A 12,382-nucleotide genomic window follows, 5' to 3' on the forward strand; every position below is an offset into this window, starting at 1 on the left:
TTCACCCCCCGACCGCTGCTTGCAGCTGCTCTAGCCCCTTATTCAGCGCCTGTTCCAGCTCCCGCTTGTAACGCAGGTACAAAACGGTTGCGCCCAGCTCATCACCCAGCAGCTCGGACAAATCCAGGTCGGTAATGTAGCAGCGGTAATGACCGGCGCTGCGGCGTTGCCCGATGATCTGCCGGGCAACCACGGCGTACAGCTGGTCGCCATGGTCCAACTCCGAGAACTCCTGCTGGTCACAGTACAACGTCACCGTCACGGCGCCCGCGGCACCGCCCTGGATAATCGCCTGAACCTCATAGTACGGCTGGCCGCTGCCCTCGACAGGCACCAGCCGTGGCTCGATGCTGCGCGCCTTGCCCGGGCCTGACGGCAACAACTGCCCATAGTGGATATCCAGCGAAGCAGGGCGCAGGGCGTCCAGCGGCAGTTGGGTATCGCGGCGCATCAGCACCGAACGCAGGAAGCGTTGCAGCGGCAGCAGCAGATGGGCTTCATCCTGCAATGGCAGGCGCTGTTGCCACAGCGCGTTGTACTCATCCAGCACATACAGATCGGCCCAGGCGCCTTGCAGGCGATAGAACACTTGGATGCACGCGGGCCGCCCCTGCTCCAGCACCAGTGCCAGGTCGTGGTCCTGCAGGGCATTGGCGTCCAGGTGCAGCGGGCTGTAGCGGCTGCGTTCTTCGCTCAGGTAGTCCAGCAGCGCATCGTGGTCGGCCATGGTCGCCAGGCTTACCTGGCCGGGCAGCAGCTCCAGCACATGGGTGTGCTGGGCCACCTGCAGCAGGTAGCGGTAGTTCGCCCCCTGGTCGAGCAACTGTTGCACCGTGGCGAAAACCTCCTCGACCCGCTGCTCGATGGCCTGGGCGCGGTTGTGGCAGAAGCAACGCACCTGTAGCCGGGGGCGGTGGCCGCGCTGGCCGAGGCTGTTGAGGTAGTCGCGCAGGCAGCGCAGCAATGCGTGCTCGCCGTCGTAGCGCTGCACCAGCACTTCGTTCCAGCTGTTGAGGGTGACCTGGTCCAGCGTCAGCACCAGGTTTTCGCGCACGCCGGCGTAGCTCAGCGAGTCGGTGCGCTCGGTGGTCATCAGGATGTTCAGGTCGCGGTGCTGGCGCAGCGGGTCGATGCCGACGTTGATCAGCAACAGGATTTCGTCGGCCACACTGGGTTGCAGCAGGCGGACTTCGCTGACGGTCGGCAGCGGCAGGTCGAGGGTCTGCTGCAAGCTGCCCAGCAGGTTGAACAGCTCGAGCTCGCGCAGGTCACTGGCGCCAGGGTGCACGGCGAAGCGTGTACTGCTGTCGATGACGCCATTGCGATGGGCCCAGGTCAGCAGTTCGAGCAGCTCGCGGCAACGTTTGATCGGGCTGAAATGCGTGACCTCGTGCGTGCTCAGGTTGCCGGTGTAAAGCTCCCAGTGGTGGCTGCCCGGCTCTTTGCGGTTGGGGGCCTGGACCAGGGTGAGGGTGCCCTCTGCCAGGTCCGGGGCGATCCCAGGGTTGATCACCTCGGTCTTGCCGGCACGGCGCTCGAAGGCGGCGTACAGGCGCCGGCCCAGCACATTGAGGTCACGCTGGTCGGCGCGGCTGCTGGCGTTGCGGGTCTGGGCGAACTGGCTGAGGAAGCGGTAGCTGTGGTTCAGCTCAGCCACCAGCTCGCGGCGTTCGACCGCGACCTGGCCAACCTTCCATTGGCTGCGGCTGTCGAGGAGGGCCAGCTGGCGCTCGTCCCAACCCCATTCGTCCGCCAGGCGCTGCAGCAATTGGCGCTGCCAACCGTTGGCGCGCACTTGGCCGCTGAGTTTCTTGTTGACCTTCAGGTACAGGCTGCGCCTGACCAGCTCAAGGCGCGCCGTTTCGCCGCGTTGTCGCAGATAGTGCTCGATGCGCCGATAGATCATCACGTAAGGGTCCAGCTCGTCGAGGTCGAGCTGGTTGGCGAACACCGCATGCTTGTAGTCCAGGCTCAGGCAGCGCACGGCGGGGTGCTCGCTGGCGTAGGCTTCGGTCAGCAGCAGTTTGAGCAGCGATTTGTAGGGCGAGTCGATGCCTTTGAACAGTTGCCACAGCCCTGCACCCACGAACTCGCCGGGGGGGATATGCGCCAGGTTGCCGAGGTCGAGCACGTCCTGGCTGCGGATGAAGCGCTTGCTGAGCAAGGTCTGGGTATAGGCACTGTAGTTGTGCTCTTCGTAGACCGGCACCAGCCACCACAGCGGCGTACGCCCAGCCAGCCAGATGGCGGTGCGGTAGAACTCGTCGAGCAGCAGGTAATGCTGGGTGGTGCCGCAGTCGTCGGAGCCAAGCTGGCCGTCCCGCTCGCCTTGCGCAAAGCCTTGCGGGTCGATGAGGAAGAAGTGTGCCTCGGCGCCCAGGCTGGCGGCCCAGGTTTCCAGCAGTTGGCATTTGCGGCGCAGCTCGTTCAGCAGGTCATCACCTAGGCCTGGCGCATGGCAGACCCACAAGTCCATGTCGCTTTGTTCGGCCTGGGCCAGCGAGCCCAGGCTGCCCATCAGGAACACGCCATGGATTGGGCGCGCTGCCTGCCCCTGGCGAGCCTTGTAGGCAAACGAGCGTGCCAGCCGTTGCGCTTCGGCGACCAGGTCGTCGGCAGGCTCGAAACCGGCCACCCCGGCGGGCGTGCTGCTCGAGACATAGCCGGGCAGCAGTGGGTGGTTGACGTGGAACAGCAGCGGCAACAGCGTCAGTACCTGTTGCTGGCGGGTCGACAGCCCCTCCATCGCACGTTGCAGGCGACCTTGGTTGAGCGTCAGAAAGCGTGCACGCAAGGTCGCCAGAACTTTGCGGTCGATGCCTTCGTCCAGGTCTGGGCGGATTTCTTGGGGGTGGTTCATTGCGCGCTCGTGGCAGGCCAGTAGGGCTGCCGCGAGTTTAGCCTGAGTGAACCAGTCGGATAAGCGCTAAATCGATTTGTTGGCGTCATTTTTCCAGCGTCCTTGCGTGTGGGTGAAGCCCGCCGACTCCAGCTTTCAGCCCGCTTCGGGCATGATGGGCTGCATGAGCGTAGTCTCGCTGATTTAGAGGTGTTTACGGATGCGTGTATGGATCGATGCCGACGCTTGCCCCAAGGCGGCAAAGGATTTGATCGTCAAGTTCGCCCTCAAGCGCAAACTCGAGGTGGTGATGGTGGCAGGCCAGGCGCAAAGCAAGCCGGCCTTTGCCTGTGTGCGGCTGATCGTGGTACCCAGCGGTATGGATGCGGCCGACGACTATTTGGTCGACAACGCCGAGCCTGGTGAACTGGTGATCTGCAGCGACGTGCCGTTGGCCGATCGGCTGGTCAAGAAAGGCGTGGCGGCGCTGGACCCGCGCGGGCGCGAGTTTGACGAGCGCAACATGGGCGACCGGCTGGCGACGCGCAACCTGTTCACCGATTTGCGCGAGCAAGGGCAGGTTGGGGGAGGGCAGGCGCCTTATGGCGAGCGCGAGAAACAGGCATTCGCCAATGCGCTGGACCGGATTATCGCGCGCTTGTCCAAGCCCACCTGACGTCCACGGCTTTTGTAGGAGCAGCCTTGTGCTGCGAAAGGGCCGGCATGGCCACTGAATGGCTTGAGGCTTCAACGGCCTCTTCGCAGCGCAAAGCTGCTCCTACCAAGGTAGCGCAGGCTGGGGGTTATTGGTCGCCCTCGTGGGTCAGCTCCAGCACCCGGTCTACCAGCTTGTAGATCCCACCGGCCGCTTCGCTGATCGACTTCGCAACCATGTAGGCCGGGGTCGTCACCAGCTTGCGCTGGGTGTCTTCAACGATGTCGTGCACATCGCACTCTTCATGCTTGCCACCCATCTTCTCTACCGCAGCAGCCGTGCCGGCATCGTTGCCGATGGTGCAGACCACGCCTGGGCCGTAGATCTTCGCCGCCAGTGCTGGCGAGATGCAGATCAGCCCAACCGGCTTGCAGGCATCGGCAAAGGCTTCGGCCAGGGCCAGCACGTCTGGGTTGACGCTGCAGTTGGTGCCTTCGACGGCAAAGTTGGAGAGGTTTTTCGCCGCCCCGAAACCACCGGGCACAATCAGTGCATCGAAGTCTTCGGCATTGGCTTCGCGGATGTCCTTGACCTCGCCACGGGCAATACGCGCCGACTCCACCAGCACGTTGCGCGACTCGGGCATCTCTTCGCCGGTCAGGTGATTGATCACATGCATCTGCGCGATGTTCGGCGCAAAGCACTGCACCTGCGCCCCGCGCTGGTCGAGGCGCAGCAGGGTGATCACGCTTTCGTGGATTTCGGCGCCGTCATAGACGCCACAGCCGGAAAGTATCACCGCTACTTTTTTCGTCATGCTCATTACTCCAGTGTCGAGGCGCTAAATGTCCTCTAGTTTGGCAGATGTAGCCATAGGGATTCCCGCGGTCGCGGCCTAATCTTTGTGGATAACGCCTGAGGTCGTCACCATGGACCTGATACTGCTGGCCGTGCCGTTCTTCTTCGTATTGATCGCCGTCGAGCTGGTGGCTGATCGCGTGCGTGGCCAGCGTAATTACACCCTGGCCGACGCGATCAACAGCCTGAGTACAGGCGCCTTGTCGACCAGCACTGGCCTGTTGACCAAAGGTGTCGGGCTGCTGACCTATGCCTTGGCCTGGGAGCATCTGGCGCTGCTGCGCTTGCCCCAGCAAGCGTGGTGGGTGTGGGTGCTGGCGTTCGTCCTGTACGACCTCTGCTACTACTGGCTGCACCGCCTGGGGCACGAACGCAACGTGCTGTGGGCGGCCCATTCGGTGCACCACCAGAGCGAGGAGTACAACCTCACCACGGCGCTGCGCCAGACCAGCAGCGGCTTCATCTTTTCGTGGATCTTCTACCTGCCATTGGCGCTGATCGGCGTGCCGCCCCTGGTATTCATCACCGTGGCGTCGCTGAACCTGCTGTACCAGTTCTGGGTGCATACCCGGCACATTGCCAAACTCGGTTGGCTTGAGTGGATATTCATCACGCCATCCAACCATCGCGTCCACCATGCGCAAAATCCTGTTTACTTGGATCGCAATTACGGCGGCGTGTTCATTCTCTGGGACCGCCTGTTCGGAACGTTCAAGGAAGAGGACCCGGCCGAGCCCGTGGTATTCGGCGTGACAACGCCACTGGCCAGCTGGAACCCGCTGTGGGCCAACCTGCAGTTCTACGCCCAACTGTGGCGTGATGCCCGGCGCACGCGCAGCGTGTGGGACAAGTGGCGGATCTGGTTCATGCCCACGGGCTGGCGCCCGGCCGATGTCGCGGCGCGTTACCCGCAGGCCAAGCCGGACCTGGCGCTGTTTCGCAAGTTCGAGGTTGCCCTGGGGCGGGCGCAGCAGGCCTATGTAGCGGCGCAGTTCGTCGTCTACGTGGCCTTGGGCAGCTATTTGATGGAGGCCGCGGAGCGCGTGCCTGCCGCCGCCCTGATACTGGGCTGGTCGGTCATGGCCTTGGGCCTGTTCGTGCTCGGCGCGCTGCTGGAGAACCGGCCCTGGGCCGTGCGCCTGGAGCGGGCGCGGTTGCTGTCGAATGCGCCAGCGCTGTACCTGGCTGGCGCACTGGGCTTAGCGGTGATCACGCCGCTTGGGTGGGTCCTGCTCCTGGCTTACAGCCTGCTCAGCGTCTGGGGCCTGAGCCAGTGCCGCCGCCTTGCGCTCCGCGCGCAGGGTGCGGAAGCGCCGGCGCAGCCAGAGCAGGACACCGAGCAACAACAGGCCGCCGAGCACCCATAGCTCGTACTTCTTCACATTGCCCAACAAGCCTTCGAGGATGGCGCCGAAGTGGTAGGCCGCTGCGCCCAGGGCCAGCGCCCAGATGGCGGCACCGAGGCCGTTGAGCAGCAGGTAGCGGCGCGGCGGATAGCCCGACAGGCCAATGGCCACCGGCATGACCGTGCGCAGCCCATAGACGAAGCGGAAGCTCAGCACCCAGATGTCGGGGTGGCGGCGGATGTGGTCCAGCGCCCGATCACCCATGGCCTGCCAGCGCGGTTTGCGTGCCAGGATCTTGCGCCCATGGCGACGGCCCATGAAGTACCACAGCTGATCGCCGGCATAGCTGCCGAAGAAGGCCACCAGGCACACCAGCTTGATGTCCATGTAACCGCGGAACGCGAGGAAACCCGCAAGCACCAGGATGGTCTCGCCTTCAAAGAAGGTGCCTAGAAAAAGGGCGAAGTAGCCGAAATCCTGCAGGAATTGTTGAAGCATTTTCTGAGGTGCTGGCGAAATGAACGCGCAGCCTACCCCTTCGCGCGCGTGGATGAAAGTGTCCAAATGTGTCTCGACGTGAACAATTCCTACAAGGACAATGCCTTCGGCCACAAGTCGCAGGCTTGCCAGTGGGTGTAACACAGGCGTCATAATGGCCGCTTATCGTCCCGCTCAATTGATGATAGGGCGTTAACGTCCTCCAGGAACGTCCAGATGAATAATGAAGTGCTCACCCCTGTCGCGATCAAGGACGCCCAGGCAGTCCCCGAAGAGATGGTGCAAACCCCGCCAGACCTGCCGCCGGCGCCAGAGCCCGAGCCTGTGGTCGAGGCCGCGGCACCGGCCCCCGCGCCGGCACCGGCGATCACCGTCCCGGGCCTTGACGACAGCAGCCTGTACATTCATCGCGAGCTGTCGCAGCTGCAGTTCAACATTCGGGTGCTGGAGCAGGCACTGGACGAGAGCTACCCGCTGCTCGAGCGTCTGAAATTCCTGCTGATCTTCTCCAGCAACCTGGACGAATTCTTCGAGATCCGCGTCGCCGGCCTGAAGAAGCAGATCAATTTCGCCCGCGAACAGGCCGGGGCCGACGGCTTGCAGCCGCACCAGGCGCTGGCGCGCATCAGCGAGCTGGTGCACACCGAGGTGGATCGCCAGTACGCGATCCTCAACGACGTGCTGCTGCCAGAGCTTGAAAAACACCACATCCGCTTCATCCGTCGCCGTCACTGGACGCCCAAGCTCAAGACCTGGGTGCGGCGCTTCTTCCGTGACGAGATCGCGCCGATCATCACCCCGATCGGTCTCGACCCGACGCACCCGTTCCCCTTGCTGGTGAACAAGAGCCTCAACTTCATCGTCGAGCTCGAAGGCGTCGATGCCTTCGGCCGCGACTCGGGCCTGGCGATCATCCCGGCGCCGCGCCTGTTGCCGCGGGTCATCCGCGTGCCTGAAGAAGTCGGTGGCCCGGGCGCTAACTATGTATTCCTTTCGTCGATGATCCACGCGCACGCCGACGACCTGTTCCAGGGCATGAAGGTCAAGGGCTGCTACCAGTTCCGCCTGACCCGAAACGCCGACCTGGCGCTGGACTCCGAAGAAGTGGACGACCTGGCCCGCGCCCTGCGCGGCGAGCTGTTCTCGCGCCGTTACGGTGATGCCGTGCGGCTTGAGGTGGCTGATACCTGCCCGAAACACCTGTCGGACTACCTGCTCAAGCAGTTCAGCCTGAGCGAGAGCGAGCTGTACCAGGTCAATGGCCCGGTCAACCTGACCCGCCTGTTCAGCATCACCGGCCTCGACAGCCACCCGCAGCTGCAATACACGCCGTTCACCCCGGCGATCCCCAAGCTGCTGCAGAACGCTGACAACATCTTCAGCGTGATCAGTAAGCAGGACGTGCTGCTGATGCACCCGTTCGAGTCGTTCACGCCGGTGGTCGACCTGCTGCGCCAGGCCGCCAAGGACCCGCATGTGCTGGCCGTGCGCCAGACCCTGTACCGCTCCGGTGCCAACTCGGAGATCGTCGACGCGTTGGTGGACGCTGCCCGTAACGGCAAGGAAGTCACTGCGGTGATCGAATTGCGCGCGCGTTTCGACGAAGAGTCCAACCTGCAGATGGCCAGCCGCCTGCAAGCGGCGGGTGCGGTGGTGATTTACGGGGTGGTCGGGTTCAAGACCCACGCCAAGATGATGCTGATCCTGCGGCGTGAGCAGGGCGAAATCGTCCGCTATGCGCACCTGGGTACCGGCAACTACCATGCCGGCAACGCCCGCCTGTACACCGACTACAGCCTGCTGACCTCTGATGACGCCCTCACCGAAGACGTCGGCAAGCTGTTCAGCCAGCTGATCGGCATGGGCAAGACCCTGCGCATGAAAAAGCTGCTGCACGCACCCTTCACGCTGAAGAAAGGCATGCTCGACATGATTGCCCGCGAGACCCAGTTCGCGCTCGAAGGCAAACCCGCGCACATCATCGCCAAGTTCAATTCGCTGACCGATGCCAAGGTCATCAAGGCGCTGTACAAGGCCAGCCAGTCCGGGGTGCGCATCGACCTGGTGGTGCGTGGTATGTGCTGCCTGCGACCAGGTATTCCGGGGGTTTCGCACAACATTCACGTGCGCTCGATCATCGGCCGCTTCTTGGAGCACACCCGGGTGTTCTACTTCCTCAATGGCGGCGAAGAGCAGATCTACCTGTCCAGTGCCGACTGGATGGAGCGCAACCTCGACAAGCGCGTCGAGACCTGCTTCCCGGTCGAAGGCAAGAAGCTGTTGCTGCGGGTGAAGAAAGAGCTGGAAAGCTACCTGACCGACAACACCCATGCCTGGACGCTGCAGTCGGATGGGCGCTACGTGCGCAGCACCCCGACCGGCAACCAGAACCCGCGCAGTGCCCAGGCGACCCTGCTGGAGCGCCTGAGCAACCCGGTCCTCAACGTACGCTGAGGACGAAGCCGACCCGGGCCAGCCACTCCGCCTCGTTGGCGAAGTCGGCCTGGGTAAGCTGGTTCTGCTCCAGCCAGCCTTCAGGGAAGACCACATCGAGGCTGTTGTCGCCTGCTTGCAGCTGTACCTTCGGCATTTGCTGCGTGCCACGAATGTGGTGGAACAGGATGGCGAAGCGCAGCAGCACGCACAGGCGAATCAGCTGCACGCCTTCATCGCCGAACTCGGCGAACTTGTCCTTGGGAATGTTGCGGCGATGGCCGCGTACCAGCAGGGCCATCATCTGCTGATCCTCACGGGAGAAGCCCGACAGGTCGGAGTGCTCGATCAGGTAGGCGCCGTGCTTGTGGTAGTGATAGTGGGCGATATCCAGCCCAACTTCGTGAACTTTCGCGGCCCACCCCAGAAGATCGCGCCAATTTCCCTCTTCCAGCTTCCAGGCTTTTGCTACCTGGTCGAACGCGTGCAGCGCCTTGCGCTCGACGCGCGCGGCCTGGCCTTGGTCGACGTGGTAACGCTCCATCAAGGAGTTGAGGGTGCGCTCGCGCACGTCTTCGTGGTGATGGCGGCCGAGCAGGTCGAACAGCACGCCTTCGCGCAGGGCGCCGTCGCAGTGGTCCATGCGTTGCAGTTCGAGGGCGTCGAAGATGGCCTCGAGAATCGCAAGGCCCGCCGGGAAGATGGTGCGGCGGTCGGGCTTGACCCCTTCGAAGTCGATCTTGTCGACCTCGCCCAGCTTGAACAGTTTACGTTTGACCCACGCCAGCCCTTCGGCGTTGACCTCGCCATTGCCCAGGCCGCTGGCCTTGATGGCTGCGCCGATGGCGCGGATGGTGCCGGACGACCCGATGGCTTCGTCCCAGGTCAGGCGGTGCAGGGCGTTTTCGATGCTCATCAGCTCCAGCCGCGCGGCGGTGTAGGCCTGGGCATAACGCGCCGGGGTGATCTTGCCGTCGCGGAAGTAGCGCTGGGTGAAGCTGACGCAGCCCATTTGCAGGCTCTCGCGCAGCAGTGGCTCGAACCGCTGGCCGATGATGAACTCGGTGCTGCCGCCGCCGATGTCGGCGACCAGGCGCTTACCGGGGTTGTCGGCCAGGGTGTGGGAGACACCGAGGTAGATCAGGCGGGCTTCCTCACGGCCGGAAATCACTTCCACCGGATGCCCGAGAATGGCCTCGGCGCGCTGGATGAATTCGTTGCGGTTGCGCGCTTCGCGCAGGGCGTTGGTGCCAACGATGCGCACCGCACCCGCGGGCAGCCCGTTGATCAGTTGGGCGAAGCGCTTGAGGCAGTCGAGGCCCCGTTCCATGGCTTCTTCGCTGAGCTTGCGCTCTTCGTCGATGCCGGCGGCCAGCTGAACCTTTTCCCCCAGCCGTTCGAGAATACGGATCTCGGTGTGGTGGGCCTTGGCCACGACCATGTGAAAACTGTTGGAGCCAAGGTCGATGGCGGCGATCAGAGACAGGTTCTTCGCGTTGGTATGCGGCATGATCTGGATGTTCTCGGTCGTTAACCTGGCAATCGTGCCACGATACGGGGCTGTCGCCAACGCGTGGCACGCCAAGGCTTGATGCAGGGCAATGTGCCATTCGATGTTATGACACGCATATGACAGTTTCGATTCGCGGCGTCTTGCACAACTATAGTTACACTCAATCGTCTGTGACTTCCTGTAGTCAGCCTCTGCGGCTATGATGGGCCACGTTTTTATGCTTACGACCCCGGAGATATCCATGAGCAGCGATCTGATCAAACACGTCACCGACGCCACCTTCGAGGCCGAAGTCCTGCAAGCCCAAGGCCCGGTGCTGGTCGACTACTGGGCTGAATGGTGCGGTCCATGCAAGATGATCGCTCCGGTACTGGACGACATCGCGGGCACCTACGAGGGCAAACTGACCGTCGCCAAGCTGAACATCGACGAAAACCAGGAAACCCCGGCCAAGCACGGCGTGCGTGGCATCCCGACGCTGATGCTGTTCAAGAACGGCAACGTCGAGGCTACCAAGGTCGGCGCACTGTCCAAATCGCAGCTGGCCGCGTTCCTCGACGCCCACCTGTGATGTGAAAAAGCCCCGGAAATACCGGGGCTTTTCTTTTCCAACCCACTAGACGTCGAAAAAAGCAAGTGTTACATTCGGCCTCGCACTGCTTCTCCAGTGCCCCCTGCACGCCGTCGCCGACGCACTCCTAATTAGAATCTGTGCGCGATCCTATCGCCTTCTAGCGGCGCGGCTTCATTAAGCCAGAAGCTTAATCCTCCCTTCATACATGATTACGTCACTCCCCTTATGAACCTGACTGAACTCAAGCAAAAGCCGATTACCGATCTGCTGGAAATGGCCGAACAGATGGGCATCGAAAACATGGCCCGTTCGCGCAAACAGGACGTGATTTTCGCCCTGCTGAAGAAGCACGCGAAAAGCGGCGAAGAGATCTCGGGTGACGGCGTGCTGGAGATTCTCCAGGATGGTTTCGGTTTCCTGCGTTCGGCTGATGCGTCCTACCTGGCCGGCCCCGACGACATCTACGTCTCGCCTAGCCAGATCCGCCGTTTCAACCTGCGTACCGGCGATACCATCGTCGGCAAGATCCGCCCGCCGAAGGAAGGGGAGCGTTACTTCGCCCTGCTGAAGGTCGACACGATCAACTTCGATCGCCCTGAAAACGCGAAGAACAAGATCCTGTTCGAAAACCTGACGCCGCTGTTCCCCAACAAGCGCCTGAAGATGGAAGCCGGTAACGGCTCCACCGAAGACTTGACCGGCCGCGTCATCGACCTGTGCGCCCCGATCGGCAAAGGCCAGCGTGGCCTGATCGTCGCCCCGCCGAAAGCGGGTAAAACGATCATGCTGCAGAACATCGCGGCGAACATCACCCGTAACAACCCCGAGTGCCACCTGATCGTCCTGCTGATCGACGAGCGCCCGGAAGAAGTGACCGAAATGCAGCGCACCGTGCGCGGCGAAGTGGTCGCCTCGACCTTCGACGAGCCGCCAACCCGCCACGTGCAGGTTGCCGAGATGGTCATCGAGAAGGCCAAGCGCCTGGTCGAGCACAAGAAAGACGTAGTCATCCTGCTCGACTCCATCACCCGTCTGGCACGTGCCTACAACACCGTGATCCCAAGCTCCGGCAAGGTCCTCACCGGTGGTGTCGACGCCCACGCCCTGGAGAAGCCGAAGCGTTTCTTCGGTGCCGCGCGTAACATCGAAGAAGGCGGTTCGCTGACCATCATCGCCACCGCGCTGGTCGAAACCGGCTCGAAGATGGACGAAGTGATCTACGAAGAGTTCAAGGGTACCGGCAACATGGAGCTGCCCCTGGACCGTCGTATCGCCGAGAAGCGTGTGTTCCCGGCCATCAACATCAACCGCTCCGGCACCCGCCGCGAAGAGCTGCTGACCGCCGACGACGAACTGCAGCGCATGTGGATCCTGCGCAAGCTGCTGCACCCGATGGACGAAATCGCCGCCATCGAGTTCCTGGTCGACAAGCTCAAGCAGACCAAGACCAACGACGAGTTCTTCTTGTCGATGAAGCGTAAGTAAGCTTCGCCGCATCACGCAAAAAGCCGGGGAAACCCGGCTTTTTGCTGTTTGTCACAAAAGATCGTTCGCCAGCCCCCAGAACGCAGGCCACCATGCTGCCTGCGGTTTTCGGTCATGCCCCTGCAGGCATCAACCTCACGCCGTCATCGAGCCTAGCCCCAGGGGCGGTGAATAAGTCGAC

The 12,382-nt window shown here is 62.7% G+C and carries 8 protein-coding genes and 1 pseudogene; 5 read left to right on the plus strand and 4 right to left on the minus strand.

Annotated elements, in window-relative coordinates; translation table 11 throughout:
- Position 1: 1 nt before the first annotated feature.
- Complete coding sequence (locus MFF34_RS03130) at positions 2-2,860, minus strand: class I adenylate cyclase (RefSeq protein WP_238210175.1); 2,859 nt, start codon at positions 2,858-2,860, stop codon at positions 2-4.
- Positions 2,861-3,059: 199 nt separating this feature from the next.
- Here MFF34_RS03130 and MFF34_RS03135 point away from each other — a divergent pair, with 199 nt between their 5' ends.
- Positions 3,060-3,515, plus strand: coding sequence for a YaiI/YqxD family protein (locus tag MFF34_RS03135; protein ID WP_027592214.1), 456 nt, complete (start codon positions 3,060-3,062; stop codon positions 3,513-3,515).
- A 127-nt stretch (positions 3,516-3,642) separates the two neighbouring features.
- Here MFF34_RS03135 and elbB read toward each other — a convergent pair whose 3' ends face one another.
- The gene (elbB, locus tag MFF34_RS03140) at positions 3,643-4,311 is read right to left on the minus strand and encodes an isoprenoid biosynthesis glyoxalase ElbB (protein ID WP_027592215.1); all 669 of its coding nucleotides are present in this window, start codon (positions 4,309-4,311) and stop codon (positions 3,643-3,645) included.
- Positions 4,312-4,423: 112 nt separating this feature from the next.
- Here elbB and MFF34_RS03145 point away from each other — a divergent pair.
- A pseudogene (locus MFF34_RS03145) lies at positions 4,424-5,050 on the plus strand (sterol desaturase family protein); the annotation flags it as partial.
- Positions 5,051-5,551: 501 nt separating this feature from the next.
- Here the strand turns inward: MFF34_RS03145 and MFF34_RS03150 are convergent.
- Positions 5,552-6,196 carry a DedA family protein gene (locus MFF34_RS03150; RefSeq protein WP_177323866.1) on the minus strand — a complete coding sequence of 215 codons (645 nt, stop codon included), beginning with the start codon at positions 6,194-6,196 and terminating at the stop codon, positions 5,552-5,554.
- Positions 6,197-6,412: 216 nt separating this feature from the next.
- Between MFF34_RS03150 and ppk1 the strand changes: the two genes are divergently transcribed.
- A complete protein-coding gene (gene ppk1 / locus MFF34_RS03155) occupies positions 6,413-8,650 on the plus strand; it encodes a polyphosphate kinase 1 (RefSeq protein WP_238210177.1) in 2,238 nt (745 codons plus the stop codon).
- Here ppk1 and ppx read toward each other — a convergent pair.
- The gene (ppx, locus tag MFF34_RS03160; protein ID WP_099455689.1) at positions 8,637-10,139 is read right to left on the minus strand and encodes an exopolyphosphatase; all 1,503 of its coding nucleotides are present in this window, start codon (positions 10,137-10,139) and stop codon (positions 8,637-8,639) included. The two genes, ppk1 and ppx, sit on opposite strands and share 14 nt — an antisense overlap.
- Before the next feature lie 244 nt (positions 10,140-10,383).
- Here ppx and trxA point away from each other — a divergent pair, with 244 nt between their 5' ends.
- Positions 10,384-10,713: a thioredoxin TrxA gene (gene trxA, locus MFF34_RS03165; RefSeq protein WP_238210179.1), complete on the plus strand. Its 330-nt coding sequence runs from the start codon at positions 10,384-10,386 to the stop codon at positions 10,711-10,713.
- Positions 10,714-10,941: 228 nt separating this feature from the next.
- Positions 10,942-12,201, plus strand: a complete 1,260-nt coding sequence (gene rho, locus MFF34_RS03170) for a transcription termination factor Rho (protein WP_003253661.1) — start codon at positions 10,942-10,944, stop codon at positions 12,199-12,201.
- The last annotated feature ends 181 nt before the right edge of the window (positions 12,202-12,382 follow it).

Source organism: Pseudomonas sp. PAGU 2196 (assembly GCF_022179005.1).
In the GTDB taxonomy this organism is placed as follows: Bacteria; Pseudomonadota; Gammaproteobacteria; order Pseudomonadales; family Pseudomonadaceae; genus Aquipseudomonas; species Aquipseudomonas kermanshahensis.